The following is a 20560-nucleotide window of genomic DNA, read 5'->3' on the forward strand; positions in this document are numbered from 1 at the left end:
GAAGGTAAGCGTCAAACTTATTAAGATTAAGGAAGTTTGACGCTTATTTTTTATGTTTAGAATAAATGAGAGGTTTTTGATATATATGAAAGATATTGTATGTAAAGAGTTAATAAGTTTTAAGTCTATTGTTGAAGCCTATCAAATTAAAAAAATGAGTTTGGATTACAAACAAAATGTAATTTTACTAGTACAAGACAATCAGAATCGACCTTGTATTATTTATTTGGATAAAAATAATTTAAATATAAGTAATTTCAATTTAAACATAGATATGGATGTTGAATCCGTGCTATGTATGCAACGAATCGGAGAGAAATGGTTACTTATATTTAATTATGAAGAGGATAATGCGGTTATTTATAATGCGGACGGAAGTGAACATTGTAAGTTTTATGCCGGAGAAGGGATTCAAGATTGTCAGGTTGATGTGAACGAAGATATATGGATTAGTTATTGTGATGAAGGAGTTTTTGGAGAGTCCTCGATTGGAGCAAACGGGATAGTTGCTTTTGACTCTACAGGTCACTTGATTTTTAATAATTATGATCAATATGTAGAAAGGTTTAATGTACCTCCTATAGATGATTGTTATGCAATGAACGTTATAGATGGAGACGTTTGGCTCTATTATTATTCAGAATTTCCTTTAGTTCAAATGAAAGATAAAAAAATTCATATGTCATGGAATGAAATAAATTTAATTAGAGAAATATGGTCGGAAAGTTTTGCGGTCGCTCAAGATAAAGTAGTATTCATTACTCAAGATAAAAAGTTGGTTGTTTATGATTTAAATAATAATCATGTGTATGATATGAATCTTCGTAATGAACTAGGAGAACCGATTCAATTTGTTACTCATTATAGCCGCGGATCTGTTATGTATTTTCAGACGGATGATACGCTGTATTATGTTGAGTTACTTAATACATGAGGGGATAAATGTGAGCGAACGTTTAAAGAGAATTGCAATGTTAAGAGAAAGGGCTCTCTTTATACGCAGGGTTTTATCTTTGGTATTCTACAGGTAAACATAATTATAAACAGCAAAATGGGCCAGGCTATAACAAGGAATATGTGAATAAAGCTGCTAGAAAAGCAGGTTAAAATTAGGCCTCAAAGCATTTGTGGGCGTTAGATTAATAGAAAATGCTTATGGCAGTATACAAAGGACATAAACAAACATATAAAAACTAGCGTTAAAATAATAAAAAATCCAGAAAGTGATCTTGGTGAATTTGATGATGAATTTTAATAGTGTAGATAATTTATTTTCGATACTTTTAAAGTATCCAGTACGTATAATTTTAATATGTATTGGAATCGGCTGGATTTTTAAATGTATCAAACAAGGTTTCTTATTTTCAGCCGCACTTATGTTAACGATACTTACACTACTTTTTATTGTTACATTTACAGACATATTAGCGTCTGTTTTAAATGGTATTCCCCTTGCTATACAATATAGTGGTGTAGTATTTTTGGTAATACTATCATGTATTATATTTGACTATGAATCTTCTCGTCAGTAAACTACTCACCACTTACCGTTCTTGCAGACTGTTTTTCTATGTAGGTGTGTTGGTATAGCCAGTGGGATTTTATAAAAAGTAGTTCTTATAATTAAGTGAAAATACAGCGAAATCAGCGGTCAAAGGAGCGCTATTCACTGGTAGTAAAGCTGTTGGAGGGATAGGATGGATTCCGGACGCGGCGGTTTTTGTAGATGGATATTATAAGGTGTATAAAAAAGGATATACGGATTATAGACCGAAAAAAACTAATTCTAAGAAAAGGTGGTTTTAATATATCAGTTACAAAAAAATGTCCGATTTAATGTAAGAGGATCATAAATAGCAGGTTACTATAAAGAAAACCTGTAAAAATAACTTTGTGCTGTAGCAGATAAAGCAGCTTATTACGGTCCGTTTGGAATGCTTACTATTTACGTTCTAGGCACATAACAAGTTATAATAGAAGAAATCAATAAGGAGGCTAGCAGTGAAAAATTTTCGTTATCTCAATATATTCACTATTTTAATTGTATACACACTACTCATGTTTTACATCGGCTGGAACGGATGGGTTTGGCTTCATGCGGTGTTCGGCTGGGAATCTTGGGGATATTACGCTTTCGTAGTTGGCTTCATTTCATATGCGTATATTCTCGTACAAGTGTTTAAATTCCTTCCTTTCCTGCGAACGGTCGGTTCAATTTGGTTTGCGGTTATACAATACGCGCTTATGTTATTGCCGTTAGCCGATATTGCCGTCTTATTATTACAGTTTTCAGTGGAGAAAGAGACGGCAATTATTTGGACAGGGGCAGTCACTTTACTCGTATTTTTCTTTATCTTCGCATACGGAGTATTTAATGCGTATAGCCCGGTTGTAAGAAAGTATGATGTACATATACCGAAAAAAGTAGAAGGGCGTAAAAGTTTACGCATTGCGATGGCTTCTGATATGCACTTCGGTAAACTGTCTGGAGTTGCTCATTTAAAGAGACTCGTTCGTCATGTAAATGAAATGAAACCCGATATTATTTTACTGCCGGGTGATATTATCGATGATCATCCAGGTGTGTTCATTCAGAAAAATATGGGACCAATCATGAAACAGATGAAAGCTACATTAGGCGTATATGGTGTGTTAGGAAACCATGAATATTACGGCCGAGCTGTTCCTGAGTTTTTACAAGAGATGGATAAGATTGATATTCGTATTCTTTTAGATGAAGTCATTACAATTGAAGATGATTTTTATCTCGTTGGAAGAAGGGATAAAACAGAGCGAGATCGTCAAAGCTTTGAAAATCTAATGAGTACGGTAGATAAATCGCTTCCTGTTATCGCAATGGATCACCAACCATTTGAATTAAAACAAGCAGCGGATGCCGGTGTTGATTTATTATTATCCGGTCACACGCATCGCGGACAAATGGCGCCGAACCATATTGTGACGAGAAGAATGTACGAACTAGACTGGGGATACGCACAAAAAGGTGCATTCCACGCAATTGTTTCTTCTGGATTTGGATTCTGGGGACCACCGCTTAGACTGGGAAGTAGATCTGAGATTGTACAGGTTGAAGTTACATTTGAATAGGATTGTGAAATAGAGAGCTGAGTGCTCTCTATTTTTTAATTTAAAGGTACAAAATATTCGAGTGAAGTTCTTTATTTACTCTCTGAAAAAAGAGATACTATAAGAAGACTCTGCTTGAAAAGGGGGATTTTAAGTGATCATATTAGATGTCATATACGGTGAGTTTAAAGTAGATAAAGTGTTAGAAGAATTAATTTTAAGTAAACCTGTGCAAAGGCTGAAAGGGGTCCATCAGGCCGGAGCAAGTTACTTAATGAATGAGAAATGGAATGTAACACGTTTTGATCATTCAGTTGGTGCTATGTTGTTAATTAAAAAACTTGGTGGTTCAGTAGAAGAACAGATTGCTGGTTTACTGCATGACGTATCGCATACTGCTTTTTCCCATGTGATCGATTACGTTTTTGATAACGAAAATGAAAGTTATCATGAAGAAATATTTAGTTCTGTCGTGAAAAACTCGGAAATCCCGGCGATTCTTTCAAAACATGGTTATAACTATGAAGATATTTTGTTAGATGATTCGAAGTGGACATTACTTGAAAAATCTGCGCCAGAATTATGTGCAGACCGAGTGGATTACACATTACGGGACATGTTTACATATGGATATATTTCTTTAGAAGAAGTTCATAGTTTTTTAGAGGATTTAATCGAAGTAGATGGGAAAATGGTTCTTCAAAATATTGAAATTGCAGAATGGTTTACGAAGACGTATTACAAAGAAGTAATTGATTTCTTTATGAAACCAATGAATATTTATGGAAACGATATGTTAGCTAAAACGTTAAAATTAGCTCTTCATAAAAAGATAATCCATCCAGATGATTTTCTTCTTGAAGATCATGAGCTTATTACGAAATTGCGGCTATGTAAAGATCAAGAAGTAGATGCTTTATTAAGAAAAGTTCATCCAAGTATAGAAGTAAAAGAAGATAGAAATGAGTATGATCTACATCAGAAAAATAAAGTGCGTCTTATTGATCCTCCATTACTTCGTGAAGGTGAAGTTGTTCGATCGTCTGTTGTATCGGGAAAAATAAGACAGATGAGCGATATCGCTTATGAAAAGGCGATAAGAGGGATGTATGTGAAAGTGATTTCTAATTAGTTTATTTGTAATAGGAAAAGGTGTCATCAATTATGATGACACCTTTTCGCTTTAAAGGGTTGTTCGTATGGAAATGTGTTACATTTTTACGAGACTATAATATTTTACCAGAGAAATACCTTTTATAGTAAAAAAAAATTTTATAAAGTTTTCCATCAAAAATAATTTGTGAAAAAAGTACTAATTTTTAATGTGACAAAAATAATATATTTTTCAATAATCGCTTTAGAATCTTTCGTTCTTTATATATGGATTGTTATATTTTTTAAGGTAATTTAAAGGTTTTTGTCGTTTTTTGTTGTAATTTTCATATTATGATAAACATAATGTCCGGAATCAGCCATTATAACAGAAAAATTTTAAAAAAACAGAATTGAATCATATTGCTTATTTTAATATAATTTATTTGTTAATTAATAACATATTTAGGGTATGATTCTTTATTGCGGTGAGAATTCTTTTTAGCATAGGAGGATTTACAGAATGGTTAAAACGGCAAAACCTGAAATGATGAATGAATTAAAAGAAACAGTTTACAAATTCTTTCCGAAAAATATTGTGAAAGAAAAAGGATTGTACGAGGAGTCCAAAGAGCATAAAAAGTTTGTAGACTTGAAAGAGAGTTTTATAAAAAACGAAAGCTCTCAAAAGGAAATTTTGTCTTTAATCGAGTCAATATTTTGTGATTATCACGTGTCAGACTATACAGATTTAAACCTATATAATTGTCTAGAATATAATGTGTTACTAAATGGAAAAGAACCGATGTTAAATGATGATATTGATTGGATACGAAAATCAAGAGGCGAGCGCCTTGATTTAGGGGTTTTTGTTAGCTTACTTGATAAATATTATTATTACTACGTATTAAAAACAACATATGATGAAGATGTAAGGGAATGGACTTTTGAAACAATCGATGTAGAAATGGATACCATTTGTGAATTTGATAAACTAATGAATACAAAAGGATTTGTAAGAGTAGAACGAGAGGTTGCTAGAACTGCAATTCCTGATATAGAAACGGAATGTTTACGTATGGGGGAAGTTAACGTATTCCACGCTTTGTTCACAGATTCTGTTAGTGAAATATAGGTTTTAAATTATTAAAAAGGTTGTGTAGAAAATAGCTGCTATTTTCTACACAACCTTTTCATTTTCACTAATCAAACCAATTCCAAACCTCAATATCTCCAAGAGTCGCATAACGTACGTGCGGGGAGTTTTGTAATTTTAATAATTCTTTCGACGGCCCCGTAATGACAATGCCGTATACTTTTACGCCGTTATCTTTTACATATTTATAACGTTTATCTAAGTTGAGTTCTTTCTCAGGAAGTGCTGCTATTTTACTTACTGTTTTTTTATGGATAGAAAGGACGCGCATCATTTCGATTACTTGATCTTCTGGCATTTTGTACTTGTCTGCGTTACTATCTAGAAATCTTACATGTTCTGGAAATCCTATAGCTTCTCCGCCATGTAAGATATAGTCATCTACATTTTTTCTTTCTTGTCCTGTATCTAAAGCGTACCATACAGGAGTTGGAGGGAGTTCTTGTGCTTCGAATATGCTATATAAAAGCGGTTCTAATTCTTTTAAAGTGTAAGTTTTATCAAAAGAAATTGCTACTTCTGCAACGGTTCCATCATGTACTTTTGCAAGTGTATCCCATACTTTTTTTGAGGAATCCTTTAAATAATCACCCTGCTTTGTTTTGGGATGAACAAAGAAGAGTTTTGGTTGATAGAACGGATTCATCCAAGTTTGTTTCGTGACATCTACAGATGATAAGAAGCTTTTTGTTTCTACTGTACCGAGTGGCATTTCTTTTTTACCGACGGTTCTTACTAAATCGAAGCTGCTGTTCGTACGGAAAAAAGCTTCTACACTTGTTCCGCCCCCCATAACACGGCTATTTGGGATAGTTGCTTCAAGTGCAAGCGAAGGAACTTCTCTAATTTCTTCTAGCCTTTTATCATTATTAGCTTGAAAATAAAAGGCTGATAATACCCCACCGATTATATATATAACAATGCAAATGGATAATATAAAACCAAACGTTTGTAACCGATGTTTCCACTTAATTCTCCAAAAAGGAACTTTAAGATCTTTTGGCGGTAATTTTTTCTTTACGGGTTCACTCTTCGCAAGCAATTCATCTAAATGAGCTTCACATTCTGCACAAGTTTCTATATGACTTTCTAACTGTTCTTGTTCGTCATGTGTGAGCGTTCCTTTTTCGTATTTCGTCCACAGTTTTTTAAACTCTGCACAACCCATCTGTATCACTCCTTTATGCTTTTCGTTTCTTTTCGTCCTCGGTGTAATTCAATTTTTACTTTTGCTAACGAGAGGTTAGTCATTTCTGCTATTTCCTTATAGGAGAATCCGTAGTAATCTCGTAGTAGTAACACATTTCGTCTTTCGAGCGGAAGAGAGGATATACTTTGTAACCAACTAGTAATCTCATGTTTTACGAAATAAGAGTGTTCTGTACTTGGCACGTTTGGTAAATGGAATTCTTCAATTTGCGTTGTTTTATACTTCTTTTCTTTTCGGTACCAATCGATAAAGGCGTTGTAGGCGATTGTAAATAACCACGGCCTAATTTCTTCTCCTTTATAATAGTCAATATGGACGAGCATTCGGTAAAATGTTTCTTGCATGAGATCTTCAGCACTATGAGAATCTCCGGTTAGGGAGAGAAGATAGCGAAATAAATCTTGCATATGCTCTGAGTAAATTTCTTCTAATGATTGTTTGCGTTTCACTACATTTCCCTCCCTTCATACATAACAACGAAATACATATAAAAAAGTTACAATTTTTACGAAATTATAGTAAAAAACGTCAAGAATTGGATAGGATTCTCTTTTATCATAATACATATAAGGCGGGTGAACAGAGATGGAAAGCTATGAAACACAAATTCAAAGGTCAATTGATTATATTGAGGAAGATGTAATGGAAAAACAAACGCTGCGTAATTTAGCACGTGTTGTAGGTTTTTCTGAGTCGCATTTTCATCGTGTATTCCAGGCGTTAGTAGGCGATACAGTAATGGAGTATGTTCGAAAGAGGAGGTTAGCCCGGGCAGCTTATCAACTTTCTCATACGGATGAAAAAGTTATTGATATCGCATTTGAGCATGGCTTTCAATCTCATGAAACGTTCACGAGAGCCTTTAAAAAATTATTTCAAATGACACCAAGTGAATATCGAAAACAAGAAATTGAAACACCAATGTATTATAGAGTGAATGTAAAGCAAAGAAAATTAAATCCATATTTAGGGGGAATACAAATGGAATATCGTATTGTAAATAAACCAGAATTTTTAATGGCGGGTTATGAGCTGAAGACGACAAGTAAAGAAGGAAAAAACCATCAAGACATTCCAGCATTTTGGCAAGAATATTTACAAAAAGATCTTGGAACGACGATTCCGAATCGTAAAGATACGAGCCAATGGGTAGAACTTGGATTATGTACTGATTTTAATTTAGAAACAGGGGACTTCACTTATATTATCGGAATGGAAGTTACAGACTTTGAAAATGTACCAAATGCAGTTGCAAAGCGTACATTCCCAGCGGCGACATATGCAGTATTTACAACGCCGAAAGTTCCTCATGAAGAAATGGTATCGTCTATTCACCAAACGTGGAATGCAGTATTCTCAGAATGGTTCCCGCATTCAGGATACGAACATTGCGGCGTTAATGAGTTTGAGCTATACGATGAACGTTCCCATGCAGATAAAAGTGAGTTCGCTCAAATTGAACTTTGGATACCAGTGAAGAAGAAATAATAGAAAGAAAGACCGTTCAAAAGGTATTTTTGGACGGTCTTCTTTTATTAATAGGTTGCTACTATTGTTGTGTTTTATAGTAAGTCGATATAATTTCATTTACTAGCGCACTGTTCCGAAAAGAGAAAGGTGCTTTATAAAAGCACCTTTTCCTACGAACTAAATGGAAACACAAGTATAATCGTCGTTCCTTTTCCAACTTCACTATCAATGAAAATCGTTCCGTTATGGGCATGAACGAGCTGTTTTGTAATGGCGAGACCAAGTCCAGTTCCGATGTTGCTTTCTTCTGTATTCGTTCCTCTGTAATATCGCTCGAATAGAAGTTCTTTCGTTTTATCATCCATACCTTTTCCATTATCTGAAATAGATAGTGTAAATGAATTTGCATTTTGCGAAAGCTTTACGATTACGTTTGTCGTTTCATTATTATGTTTTACAGCGTTTGCTAATAAGTTTTCGATAATACGTTGGAACCATTTTTCTTCAATAAAATATTGGATTTTGCTTGAACTTGGCACGAATTCAATGTTTTGATTTTGTAGTGTCGGGTTATTAATAAATTGTAATAGTACTTTTCGGACGAACTGATTAATTTCAACATTTACGTGTTGCGCAGGCAGAGTATCATTTTTTAATTGATATGTTAAGCTTAAGTCGTCAATTAATGTAGTCATATATTGAGATTTTTCTTTCATTACATGGCCAAATTGTTGAATGTCTTGATCCGTCCAATTATATTGTTTCGATTCTAGTAATAATGCATAGCCGTATATAGAGCTAAGCGGTGTTTTTAGATCATGCGTCAGGCCGGTAATCCACTCTTCACGTGTTTGTTGCAGTACTTTTCTCATTGCATCGTTCTTTTTCAAAGTAATAGAAAGGTGCTCTAGTGAGTTTGTAACATCTTTAAATATGCGGAACGACCATTTTTCTTTACCGGAGCGCCGAAACCGAACAGGTTTGCCTTTTTTACTAACAGGTTCTTCATATTTTCCTCCGGCTATGTTTTTAAGCCAGCGCATCGTGTGTAATAAAGGCTTTCCAAACTTATTTCCATACCAAATTGAAAGAATGACTAAATAAGCAAACACAATAAGGAGGATTAAGCTGCATCCGATTAGAAGTTTCTTGGTAAATATATCATCTAATTCATCATCTGGATAATAATGAGCGTTTAGGGCGGATACAACGACGAGATGACCGCTATTTGAATCGTAAAAACTAGATGTATTTTCTTTATAATTCCACGGCTCTTTTTCATTAAGAGCCGTTTTTATAGCCGAAAATGTTTTTTTCTTCTCAGTTGGATAGGAAAAAACTTCTTCGCCATTGTTATTAAATATTTGCAGTGTTGCTTTTTCTTTAGAAAGTAATTGTTTTTCTTGTTCAGTTAATGCAAATTCATTTAATGATAAAGAAGGGTGTCCTTGTTGTATCGTTTTTAGTAATGCATTACTTTTTAGTTTGGCACCGTAAATAACGATCACTGGTTTCTTTTCTAATTTAATTTCCCAATAGTTAAATTTATAAATATTGTTGTTACTATTCTGTAAATACGTAAGTAAGGATGTCTTTGTGTAAGAGGTCGGAACATCGTTAGGCGTATTAAAGTTGTAAAGGACCTTTCCATCTTCAGCTACAATTTGAAGCCAATCACTCTTTTCTGTTATTAAATCTTTTACCTCAGATTTTAAAGTAATGTTATTGTCTTCAGAAGAAATATATTCGGAGATTGTAAAGGTATCATAATCAGAAATATTAGGTTCATATAAAGTACTATTAAGAAGAAAAATTAAATAAGAAAAAGAAGCAATTACTGCGATAAGTAACGTAACTAAGACAAAAACGTGTTGTAAAATAAACTGGATTATAAGTCGTTTATTAAAATTCATATCTTTAACCTACTTTGTAATGAACTTATAGCCAAGTCCACGAACTGTTTTTATGTATTCTGGTTTACTTGGATCTTGTTCAATTTTTTCACGTAGTTTTCGAATGTGAACCATAACAGTATTATCATCTCCATTATAGGCAGGTGCTCCCCAAACTTTTTCGTATAATTCTTCCTTCGAAAATACGTAGTTCGGATTCTCACAAAAGAATAGTAGTAGTTGAAAGAGTTGAGCGGAACATTCGACAACGTTTCCATCTACTGTTAGTTCCGCAGAATGTTGATCAATTTCAAATCTCCCAAAAGAAAAGGAGTATATTCTTTGTTCTTGTATGTTTTGTTTCATATGTCTTCGGAGTTGAGCTTTCATACGAGCGACTACTTCTAGTGGATTAAATGGTTTCGTAATGTAATCATCCGCACCGTATGAAAATCCGGAAATTTTATCTACATCAGATGTTTTTGCTGTTAGGAAGAAGATAGGGCAATCCGTTTTTTGGCGAATGATTGGACAAATGTCAAAACCGGATTGTCCAGGAAGCATTACATCTAAAATAATTAAATCGTAATTGTTTTGCTCGGTGAGAGATAAGGCTATTTCCGCAGATGTTGCAGTTGTAATATGAGAAAAACCTTCTTTTTCAAGAATGGTAGTTAGTAATTGTAAAATTGCTGTTTCATCATCAATGAGTAGAATATTTGCGTGATACATATGAATCCCTCCTAATTTCCTCGAATATCATATCATCTTTTTGTAACTTATGGAATTTTTAAGGAAATTTTAAGGTTTTCTTTCACAAAAAATTAAGATTCAAATGATATGATAAAAGTAACATGGGGAGGAGATGAATGTGAATCCGTTTCAAACGATGCGAGCTAGATATTTTTTAATTGTATTTGCACTATTAATTTTAATAGCACGAAGCAGTAATGAATTGCTAGAAAGTACATTTCATATACAAAATTCATCTTTTATAAATATGCTTATATTTTATATCCTTCCAATAATATGGCTTTTTTACGGATATAGAAAGCATCGTGTTTCATTTTCATTATTTATTAATAGAAACGAAACATTTAACCTAGTGCAAGTTTTGTACATCGCGATTATACTTTGTATGTTTAGTTACGGCTATCTTATTTTATATATGTACAGCTTTGCATGGATTACACCAGATTTTATTATGAATGCCTTGCATGAACCGATTATAGATAGTACCGGGGGATATGTATTTCAATTTATTAGGGTTGTATTTATCGCGCCTATTGTCGGAGAGTTTGTTTTTCGAGGGTTTTTACTGCAGCGTTTTGCGGCAAAATGGGGTACTAGTATAGCAATGGTCGTTGTAGCACTTTTATTTGCGTGCTTACATGTTGATTTCCTTGGTGCAGTTGTGTTTAGCATCGTACTATCAATTGTATATATTCGTACGAAAAGCTTACTCATGCCAATTGCTATTCATATGTTAAACAATGCGCTTGTGCTTAGTTCTTCTTTTTTAGTAAGTAGAGAAAAGATAATGAGTTTTGCCGATTTTTCGAACTATACGACATTCTTTCCAGGATTAATTATTTTTATGACAGGATTAAACTTAGTGCTCATCTTTTTATTTGTGAATCGCAAATATTGGAGTAAAGAAGTGCCTGTTATATATGCGGAGAGGGAGAAGAGCTTTTCAAGTATAATAGGAGATAAATAAGGTAGAGAAGACGTTTGAAAAAATATTGAAGGAAATGATAGATTATTGTACTTCTATTAGATATAAGTACTTTTCCATCAATAATGATACAGGAAATATTATTTTTCTTTTTATCGTGTTAGGGACATTAATAATAGTCAGCTTTATTATAGAAGAAATGATGAAGCGCATCTTCAGACAGTATGTAGAAATGAAGAGAATTATGTTAGGGCTTATAAAATGTTGGAGAAAGTGATGGTGACTTTTACTTTATGAAAACTAAATCATTATTAATTCGAAATTTGAAAGGGATGTATAAAATTATATGAATGAAACAATATCGTCAAATAAGTTTTTTTATTTGATTGTACTGAGTTTAGTATTGATTACGACAGTAAATGTTGTTCTTCGCTGGGAGGAAGCTTACTTTTTTATGTATTTAGCGCTCCATTTATTAGGGATTTTATGCATAACGGGCGGAGTAGTTGCTGAGAAAAAGCATGAAGAAAGTATTAATTATATGTGTGTGATGGGTCTTATATTACTTCTAACTGTACAAGGTATTATGAAATATAGTTCTTTTTCTTTGCAAGATTTTAGTTTGTTAATAGATGTACTTCCTTAAGAAGGATTTTAAGGACTATGAATATATACGATATGTAAAAGGCATTGGTTTGTAAGTACATTTCTTATACCAGATTATGAGCCGGTGAAACTCTTCTTGTAATAGAAGAGTTTTTTTATGTAAATTGAACGAGCTAGAACAATTATCACGATTAGCTTGTTCTAATTTTGAAAGTACGAACTTACAATAATAATAGACAGGCAGCATAGAGGAGGGAATAGCGTGAGGAAAGTTATTGGGTGGTCGCTTTTTTTATACGTTGGGTTTGCGTTACTTATATATTGGTATTTATTTGGATGGAATCATGAACTCATTCCGGACATGTATAAAGGAACGAGTGCAGATCCAGAAACCTTTATGAATGCGAGGGAGCTTACGCTAAGTCAAGATTATTCGCGTGTGAAAAATTTACTGTTCTTTTTAGCGACGCCTCTTGAATGGATTATTTTATTATTTGTACTTGTGCTCGGTATTTCAAAAAAGTTTGAGAAATGGTCGAAGGAAACGACCAAAATAAATGTCTTACAAGTTGCGATTTATTTCTTTTATTTATCACTACTAACAACAGTTCTTGCATTACCGATGCAATGGATCGGGCGTAAAGTGTCCGTTGATTACGGAATATCTACGCAAAGCACACAAAGCTGGATAAAAGATCATGTCATCGATTTTTGGGTGAACTATGCGACTATGTTACTCATTGTTACGGTTTTGTTATGGCTCATCCGTAAATTCCCGAAGAGATGGTGGCTAGCAGGATGGGCGCTCTCTGTTCCGTTTACGATTTTCTTAACGTTTGTGCAACCTGTTGTAATTGATCCACTTTATAATGATTTTTCAACGCTGAAAAATAAGGAATTAGAAACGAAAATTTTAGCGATCGCAGATAAAGCTGATATTCCAGCTAAACACGTATATGAAGTAAATATGTCGGAAAAAACGAATTCGTTAAATGCGTACGTAACGGGAATTGGCCCTAACGCCCGTATTGTAATGTGGGATACAACACTTAAGCAATTAAAAGATAAAGAGATTTTATTTATTATGGCCCATGAAATAGGGCATTATGTTATGAAACATATATATTGGGGCGTTGCGAGCTATGTGTTGCTATCGTTTATAGGTATGTATTTAATTAGTCGTATTATAAATATGTGTATTCGAAAATGGGGAGATACACTGCAAATTCCAAAATTAGCATGTTTCTCAATTTTACCTTTATTTTTCTTAATTTCCTCTTTATTATCTTTTGCAGCACAACCAGCAACAAACTACGTTTCTCGTATAGAGGAACGAGCGGCAGATCAATACGCTTTAGATATGACGAAAGATGGAAATTCAGGTGTGAAAACTTTTCAATATTTATCAAAAACGAGCTTAAGCCAAGTAAATCCACCTGCGTTAGTGAAGTTTTTCTTATATACACATCCACCAATTTTCGAAAGAATTCATACGTTTGAACAATATGAAAAACAAAAAAACAAGAAGTAGCGATTATGCTACTTCTTGTTTATAGAAATATAAGTTTGGTATTGGGAATATTTATCATTGCTTTTTATTGTGATTTTGTAAATAATAAGCTATAAAATTCTAAAAATCTATATATAAAGGAATAAAGGTGGAAATATGTATTTTTTACAAAATTTAAAAGTGAAACATAAATTATTCTTACTTATCTCATTAGCAGTTTTGGGCATGGCAATTATGAGTTGTGTAGCAATTAATTCTATTAATAAGATTAAGCACGATACAGAGGTTGTAGTAGATGATTATCAAAATTCTGCAGTTTTATTAGAAGGAATGCTTCGTACACAAAATTCACTAGAATATAACTTACTAGAATTAATTACAACGTCACAAAATGAGGGGACAAATAAAGAAGGGATTATTGGTAATGTTGAAAAGGATCTTAAAAAATATGATTCTTTATTAAAAGAATATGATGATGGCGTTAATTTAAGTAAGCAAGAGGATGAACTGTTTCAGAAGATGAAGAAATCTTTGCCAAGTTATATGGAGACATATAAGAAGTTGTTTGACAAAGCAAAGGGAACAAATGAATCTCAAATGGTAAACGAATTTCAAAAGGACTTAAAACCGAAGGGAGTAGAGTTAGCTGCTTATGCTGTAGATTTAGAAGAGTATGTTTCAAATTTAGCTGACCAAGTATTTAAAGATTCTCAAAAAATGATAGATCGGTCCGTTATTACCTTTATCATTCTTGCAGTAGTTACTACAATCATTATATGTATAGTAAGTTATATTATTAGCAAACTTATAGTTGCTCCTTTACAAACGGTTAGTCGTATGATGGAAAGAGCAAAAGAGGGAGATTTAACTGTACATGGTGAGTATAATGCTAAAGATGAATTAGGTATATTAGTAAGTGATTTTAACGAGATGATTGCAGGGCTAAGAACAAATATGCAAGAAGTAGAGAATAATATTCAGCTTTTATTCCAACATGCAGACGGAGTAGTATCTGCATCAGAAGTATCTAGCGGTGCAGCAAAGAAAATCACTATGGATATTGAAGAAGTTGCCAATGGCGCAGAGAGCCAAATGCAAGCAATGGAACAAACTGCGGGTGCGATGGAAGAGTTGACACAAGGAATGCAGAGTATAGTGAATACATCATCCTCTGTAAATGAATTGTCTGCTCAATCAGCATTAGATGCAGAGAGTGGTAACAAATTAATGAAACAAATGATTCAACAGATGGATACAATCCAAAATTCAGTACATAGCGGTGTCGAACAAGTTGAGACTATGAAGGAACAATCAGAAGAGATTGTTAAAATCATTGATGTTATGCAAGGTATTACCTCTCAGATTAACTTATTAGCATTAAATGCCGCAATTGAGGCTGCACGTGCTGGAGAAAGTGGTAGAGGATTTGCAATTGTGGCAGATGAAGTAAGAAAATTAGCAGAACAATCTAGTGATTCTGCAAAACAAATTGAGAAACTTATTATTCAAGTTATGGGAACAACGAACCATACGGTAGACATGATGGGGAAAGTAGATAATGAGGTACAGGCAGGTACACAAGTAGTGATGAATACAGAAAAAGTATTTGGAAAAATCACTGAAAAAGTGCAGCAAGTATCTAATCAAATTCAAACTGTATCTATGTCTACAGATGAAATTGCAGCGAGTAGTGAGGAGATTTCTGCTTCTGCAGAAGACATGGCTCAAATTTCCCAAAGATCATCTGATCGAACTGATAGGGTAAAAGAGTCTATTCATCAGCAAGAAAAATCAGTTCAAGAAATCTCAGTTTCAATTGAGCATCTGCATAGCGTAGCAGGAGGATTAAAGCAGATTGTTTCACAATTTACTCTTCAAAAATAGTATATTTAAGTTTATATATAGTGAAATTCCTCTGAATAAATAGCAAAAAAATCATCCTTTATAAGAAATAAAGGATGATTTTTTTATTATGAAAATTTGGTGTGAACTCTACTTTTTACATTCTATTTTTTTACAGTTTTTCAATTGTGATATATAATGATATGTAATGTTTTTAGAATTTTTAGTTTATAAAGAGATGATTGTAGGGGGAGGAGAAAATTGTTTCATTCAAAATCAATGCCGGCTATAAAAATGATCCTTTCGATGTCTATTTTCGGATCGATTGGATTTTTTTCTGTCCAAACGGGTTTACCATCTTTTGAATTAGTATTTATTCGTTGTATTTGTGCGACTTTATTTTTAACGCTATGTTGGTTTGCAACAGGACAATATAAAAATGAGAAATGGAATAAAAAAGAAATTGTGCAAATATTAGCGTGTGGCGTATTTCTCGTTTTTAACTGGGTGTTTTTATTTAAAGCGTTTGAACTCATGTCGATTACAATTGCGATTTCAGTGTATCATCTCGCTCCAATTATCGTATTAATGATCGGTAGTATCGTATTTAAAGAGAGACTTACAGTATTTGCTGTTATGTCCATTGTTATTTGTTTTATCGGCACAGTGTTAGTAGCTGGAGTGGACGGTAGTATGTCGCTTGAGAAATTAATGTCATCTGGAATGGTATGGGCACTTCTTGCGGCTTTATTTTATGCTTTTACAACGTTGCTCGGAAAAGGAATTAAGCATACGAGTGCATATGCGATGACCTTTTTACAAACGTTTTTAGGTATATTTTTATTGCTACCATTCGTAGATTTCGGGAAGTTTCAAGGATTAACAGAGATGAACTGGATGATGATTACTGCGACAGGACTTATACATACTGGGTTTGTATATTACTTATTTTTTGACAGTTTAAGAGATTTACCGACGAGACTTATTTCTGTATTAGTGTTTTTAGATCCTGCTGTTGCAATTTTGTTAGATACGATCTTTACTGGATTCAGACCGACGAGTATGCAAATTGTAGGGATTGCCTTAATATTTGTAGGAATGGCATTTACTTTCTGGAAGCCGAGGGATGAAAGAGTGAAAGTGTACTCAGAAGCATAATATTTACCGGGATTAAAAGTAGCTACGTCATTAACGTTAATAGGTGGAATGTTTTTTAGTGCAAATGGACAATATTTGCACTTTTTTTGTCTGAAAAATGAAGTTTTTATAAGCAAAGGATTTAATGAAAATCTTATAGAATATGTTAGTGTACAACATTGTAAATCCTTTGAAACTGAAGAAGGATTTACAGAGTATACGTCATAATAATTTGTCTATGATTCGGTATACCAATTGAAATGAGGACGGATTTGCTTCCCTTTAGTAGTAATCTTCAAAATAATAGATGTTAAAAATGAATGTATTACATGAGATTTGCAAATACAGCATATGTAATATGGAAAAAGAATGTAGTCTATTATTTTCCATTTTAATAAAATGGAAATGAAGGAGAGAGGGCAATGAAGAAAAGAATGTTGCGTATAATGACGGTAGCGACTATTATGGGTGGTTTATTATTAAATGTAAATGTTCCTAATATAAAAGCAGAAGAGTATCCAGAAATGATTGTATTTGATGATGTTCCAGTAGGATATTGGGCATATGAATATATTATAGAGGTTGCATATAATAAAGTTATGCTAGGTTATGGAAATGGGAAATTTGGTGTTGGCGATAATGTAACGCGAGAACAAGTGGCGGCAGTACTGTATCGCGCACTTAATATAAAACATGAAGGACCGTTACATAATCCGTATAAAGATATTTCTGAAAGATCAACAATGTTTCCAAAGGAAATTTTAGCATTAACAGAACATGGTATTTTTAAAGGTGATGAGAAGGGGAATTTCAGACCGGGGGAAACGATAACACGTGCAGAAGTAGCACAAGTCCTTACACGAGCATTTTCATTTGAAGTGAAGAAGAAACATACATTTGCAGATGTACCAAATAATTATTGGGCAAAAAATGCAATTAGTGCATTGCAATCTAATAATGTCATAATAGGAACAGGGAATGGAAAATTTGAACCAAATAAATTTGTAACACGTGAGCAATATGCAGCATTTTTATATAAGGCTATTATTAATTTTCATTTGAAAGATGAGAAGTATTAAGCGGAAATTCAAAAGTTGTTTAATAGAAAGGTGAAAATATTTTAATTATAGTAATATGTTATTTTGAAAAAAGTGCAAAAGTTTTGCGCTTTTTTTATTTAATTCATGTATATTTATTCACTTTAATACAAAACATGAATTTACCGAAAATGAAAAAAACAGGTGTGTTAAAGTGACAATTCATAAGGAAAAGATATTATTTAGTAACTTTATTATCAACGAAGTGTAAAGGGAAGTATGTGAAAAGATGTTCGAAAATTAGACAAAACTTATATAAATAAGTATATTGATACTTTTTTATTAATTCTTTATAGTAGAAAAAAAGTATGTTTTTAGGGGGAAAATGCGGTGAAGAAAAAGTTTTTAAAAATAGCAACGGCTTTAACAATTATGGGTGGAGTTGTATTAAGTGCAGAAGGTACTAAAGTAAATGCTGAAGTAGTTGTGAAGCAACAACAAGCAAATTCTGTTGTATTTAAAGATGTACCAAAAGGTCATTGGTCTTTTGAAGCTATTCACACTCTAGCAGGCTGGGGAATCATTAATGGTTATGGAGATGGGAAGTTTGGTTTTGGTGATGATGTAACACGTGAGCAAGTAGCGGCTTTAATTTATCGTACGATTGATTTTAGCGAAGTGTTTGAGGAAGGCGACGTACTTGAGAATCCATACAAAGATATTAATGAAAACTCAACAATGTTCATAGAAGAAATTTTAGTATTAACAGAAGTAGGTATCTTAAAAGGTGATGGAACTGGGAACTTTAGACCGAAGGATACGCTAACACGTGCGGAAATGGCACAGGTTCTTACGAATGCTTTTGAATTAGAAGCAAAGGGACCTCATACTTTTAATGATGTTCTAACAGATTCATGGGCAAACAATGCAATTAGCGCAATACAAACAAATAATATTACAATTGGAATAGGAGAAAATAAATTTGGTCCGTCTATGAGCGTAAAGCGCGAACAATACGCACAGTTTTTATATAGAGCCATTTCGAATGATATGGCACAGCAATAAAAAATAATACATAAAGGCCACTGTTGTATAGCAGTGGCCTTTTTTTACGCGAAAGAAAGGCGGTTTGAAAAAAACGAAGTGAATTTTCAAAAAAAACTTCCTTTTCTGAAGATTTGTTATATAATATAAAACATAAAATCAAACCTGTTATAAGACAGTTTAAGAAGGGGATGCTAATATGTCGACGCAAACTTCACGGGTTACACTGGCCGGAGAAATGTTACCAGCGTACAACGAAATATTGACACCTGAGGCGCTTAGTTTTTTAAAGGAACTGCATGAAAATTTCAATGAACGCCGCACGGAACTTTTAAAAAAGCGTGTGGAGAAACAAAAAAGAATTGATGCAGGGGAGTTTCCTACGTTTTTAGAAGAAACAAAGCATATACGTGAAGGGGATTGGACAATTGCCCAGCTTCCGAAAGATTTAGAGGATCGCCGCGTGGAGATTACTGGGCCGGTGGATAGAAAGATGGTCATTAACGCTTTAAATTCAGGAGCACATCTTTTTATGGCAGACTTTGAAGATTCGAATGCACCAACTTGGAGAAATGCTGTCGAAGGTCAAATTAACTTACGAGATGCGAGTAAGGGAACGATTTCACATAAAAATGAAAACGGAAAAGAATATCGTTTAAATAGTAAAACAGCTGTATTAATTGTGCGTCCGAGAGGGTGGCATTTAGAAGAAAAACATATGCAAGTTGACGGCAAGAACATGTCTGGCAGTTTAGTAGATTTTGGTTTGTACTTTTTCCATAATGCGAAGACGCTTTTAGCAAAAGGAAGTGGCCCATACTTTTACTTACCGAAAATGGAAAGTTACTTAGAGGCAAGATTATGGAATGACGTTTTCGTATTCGCTCAAAAGTATATCGGTATTCCGAACGGAACGATTAAAGCGACTGTGTTAATAGAAACGATTCACGCTTCATTTGAAATGGATGAAATTTTGTATGAACTAAGAGATCATTCTGCTGGTTTAAACTGCGGACGATGGGATTATATATTTAGTTTCTTAAAGAGCTTCCGTAATCATAATGAATTTTTACTTCCGGATAGAGCGCAAGTCACGATGACAGCGCCGTTTATGCGCGCGTATTCTTTGAAAGTTATTCAAACGTGTCATCGTCGTAACGCGCCAGCAATCGGAGGGATGGCGGCGCAAATCCCAATTAAAAATGATCCAGAAGCAAATGAGGCAGCTTTCGAGAAAGTGCGTGCTGATAAGGAGCGCGAAGCTTTAGACGGTCATGATGGGACTTGGGTTGCCCACCCGGGACTTGTACCGGTTGCAATGGAAGTATTTAATCACATAATGAAAACGCCAAATCAAATTTTTAGAAAGCGTGAAGGAATACGTGTAACAGAAAAGGATTTATTAGAAGTACCGATGGGAACGATTACAGAAGGTGGTCTTCGCACGAATATTAACGTCGGTATTCAATATATTGCATCTTGGTTAAGCGGGCGGGGAGCAGCTCCAATTTATAACTTAATGGAAGATGCAGCAACAGCAGAAATATCAAGAGCACAAGTATGGCAGTGGATTCGTCATGAGGGTGGAAAGCTAAGTGATGGCCGTAATATCACTTTTAAATTAATGGAAGAATTGAAAGAAGAAGAACTAGCAAAAATAGAAAGAGAGATTGGTAAGGAAGCATTTAATAAGGGGAGATTTGAAGAAGCTACAAAACTGTTTACAAACCTTGTTCGTAATAACGAGTTCATGCCGTTTTTAACATTACCGGGTTATGAAATTTTATAAGAAACAAGAA

General features: G+C 33.8%; 17 protein-coding genes. 13 read left to right on the forward strand and 4 right to left on the reverse strand.

Annotated elements, in window-relative coordinates; translation table 11 throughout:
* Positions 1-85: 85 nt before the first annotated feature.
* From JFU54_RS21735 to JFU54_RS21750, 4 genes are all read left to right on the forward strand, one after another.
* Complete coding sequence (locus JFU54_RS21735; protein WP_201066350.1) at positions 86-934, forward strand: hypothetical protein; 849 nt, start codon at positions 86-88, stop codon at positions 932-934.
* Between the two features lie 1067 nt (positions 935-2001).
* Positions 2002-3108, forward strand: a complete 1107-nt coding sequence (locus tag JFU54_RS21740; protein ID WP_201066353.1) for a metallophosphoesterase — start codon at positions 2002-2004, stop codon at positions 3106-3108.
* Between the two features lie 133 nt (positions 3109-3241).
* Positions 3242-4219 (forward strand): HD domain-containing protein, encoded by a 978-nt coding sequence (locus tag JFU54_RS21745; RefSeq protein ID WP_201066355.1) that lies wholly within the window; start codon positions 3242-3244, stop codon positions 4217-4219.
* A 483-nt stretch (positions 4220-4702) separates the two neighbouring features.
* On the forward strand, positions 4703-5314 hold the full coding sequence (locus tag JFU54_RS21750; RefSeq protein WP_201066357.1) for a hypothetical protein: 612 nt from the start codon (positions 4703-4705) through the stop codon (positions 5312-5314).
* Between the two features lie 67 nt (positions 5315-5381).
* Here JFU54_RS21750 and JFU54_RS21755 read toward each other — a convergent pair whose 3' ends face one another.
* Positions 5382-6503 (reverse strand): anti-sigma factor, encoded by a 1122-nt coding sequence (locus tag JFU54_RS21755; RefSeq protein ID WP_201066359.1) that lies wholly within the window; start codon positions 6501-6503, stop codon positions 5382-5384.
* Between the two features lie 5 nt (positions 6504-6508).
* Positions 6509-6994, reverse strand: coding sequence for an RNA polymerase sigma factor (locus tag JFU54_RS21760; RefSeq protein ID WP_000824001.1), 486 nt, complete (start codon positions 6992-6994; stop codon positions 6509-6511).
* A 136-nt stretch (positions 6995-7130) separates the two neighbouring features.
* On the opposite strand from JFU54_RS21760, the gene JFU54_RS21765 reads away from it, so the two are divergent.
* A complete protein-coding gene (locus JFU54_RS21765) occupies positions 7131-8033 on the forward strand; it encodes an AraC family transcriptional regulator (RefSeq protein ID WP_201066361.1) in 903 nt (300 codons plus the stop codon).
* Between the two features lie 152 nt (positions 8034-8185).
* On the opposite strand, the gene JFU54_RS21770 is transcribed toward JFU54_RS21765, so the two are convergent.
* The gene (locus JFU54_RS21770) at positions 8186-9928 is read right to left on the reverse strand and encodes an ATP-binding response regulator (protein ID WP_201066362.1); all 1743 of its coding nucleotides are present in this window, start codon (positions 9926-9928) and stop codon (positions 8186-8188) included.
* Positions 9929-9937: 9 nt separating this feature from the next.
* Complete coding sequence (locus tag JFU54_RS21775) at positions 9938-10639, reverse strand: response regulator transcription factor (protein WP_002064182.1); 702 nt, start codon at positions 10637-10639, stop codon at positions 9938-9940.
* Between the two features lie 139 nt (positions 10640-10778).
* On the opposite strand from JFU54_RS21775, the gene JFU54_RS21780 reads away from it, so the two are divergent.
* The 8 genes from JFU54_RS21780 (at position 10779) to aceB (ending at position 20550) form a co-directional block, all read left to right on the forward strand.
* Entirely contained in the window at positions 10779-11627 is an 849-nt protein-coding gene (locus JFU54_RS21780; RefSeq protein WP_088038838.1) for a CPBP family intramembrane glutamic endopeptidase, read from the forward strand.
* A gap of 304 nt (positions 11628-11931) precedes the next feature.
* Positions 11932-12231: a hypothetical protein gene (locus JFU54_RS21785; protein ID WP_001006056.1), complete on the forward strand. Its 300-nt coding sequence runs from the start codon at positions 11932-11934 to the stop codon at positions 12229-12231.
* Positions 12232-12453: 222 nt separating this feature from the next.
* Entirely contained in the window at positions 12454-13722 is a 1269-nt protein-coding gene (locus JFU54_RS21790; protein WP_088038842.1) for a M48 family metallopeptidase, read from the forward strand.
* A 135-nt stretch (positions 13723-13857) separates the two neighbouring features.
* Positions 13858-15585: a methyl-accepting chemotaxis protein gene (locus JFU54_RS21795; protein WP_201066364.1), complete on the forward strand. Its 1728-nt coding sequence runs from the start codon at positions 13858-13860 to the stop codon at positions 15583-15585.
* Positions 15586-15804: 219 nt separating this feature from the next.
* Positions 15805-16701 carry a DMT family transporter gene (locus JFU54_RS21800; RefSeq protein ID WP_078184071.1) on the forward strand — a complete coding sequence of 299 codons (897 nt, stop codon included), beginning with the start codon at positions 15805-15807 and terminating at the stop codon, positions 16699-16701.
* A 401-nt stretch (positions 16702-17102) separates the two neighbouring features.
* Entirely contained in the window at positions 17103-17759 is a 657-nt protein-coding gene (locus tag JFU54_RS21805; protein WP_088030986.1) for an S-layer homology domain-containing protein, read from the forward strand.
* 348 nt (positions 17760-18107) lie between these two features.
* The gene (locus tag JFU54_RS21810; protein ID WP_201066366.1) at positions 18108-18782 is read left to right on the forward strand and encodes an S-layer homology domain-containing protein; all 675 of its coding nucleotides are present in this window, start codon (positions 18108-18110) and stop codon (positions 18780-18782) included.
* 178 nt (positions 18783-18960) lie between these two features.
* Complete coding sequence (aceB, locus tag JFU54_RS21815; protein ID WP_012260535.1) at positions 18961-20550, forward strand: malate synthase A; 1590 nt, start codon at positions 18961-18963, stop codon at positions 20548-20550.
* Positions 20551-20560 lie beyond the last annotated feature (10 nt).

The organism is Bacillus sp. TH19 (assembly GCF_016651075.1).
Classification (GTDB): Bacteria; Bacillota; Bacilli; order Bacillales; family Bacillaceae_G; genus Bacillus_A; species Bacillus_A mycoides.

Coding starts and splice junctions, on each gene's coding strand:
- aceB (WP_012260535.1), top strand. CDS start 18,961: ATGTCGACGCAAACTTCACGGGTTACACTGGCCGGAGAAATGTTACCA.
- JFU54_RS21795 (WP_201066364.1), top strand. CDS start 13,858: ATGTATTTTTTACAAAATTTAAAAGTGAAACATAAATTATTCTTACTT.
- JFU54_RS21785 (WP_001006056.1), top strand. CDS start 11,932: ATGAATGAAACAATATCGTCAAATAAGTTTTTTTATTTGATTGTACTG.
- JFU54_RS21735 (WP_201066350.1), top strand. CDS start 86: ATGAAAGATATTGTATGTAAAGAGTTAATAAGTTTTAAGTCTATTGTT.
- JFU54_RS21755 (WP_201066359.1), bottom strand. CDS start 6,503: ATGGGTTGTGCAGAGTTTAAAAAACTGTGGACGAAATACGAAAAAGGA.
- JFU54_RS21805 (WP_088030986.1), top strand. CDS start 17,103: ATGAAGAAAAGAATGTTGCGTATAATGACGGTAGCGACTATTATGGGT.
- JFU54_RS21775 (WP_002064182.1), bottom strand. CDS start 10,639: ATGTATCACGCAAATATTCTACTCATTGATGATGAAACAGCAATTTTA.
- JFU54_RS21765 (WP_201066361.1), top strand. CDS start 7,131: ATGGAAAGCTATGAAACACAAATTCAAAGGTCAATTGATTATATTGAG.
- JFU54_RS21750 (WP_201066357.1), top strand. CDS start 4,703: ATGGTTAAAACGGCAAAACCTGAAATGATGAATGAATTAAAAGAAACA.
- JFU54_RS21770 (WP_201066362.1), bottom strand. CDS start 9,928: ATGAATTTTAATAAACGACTTATAATCCAGTTTATTTTACAACACGTT.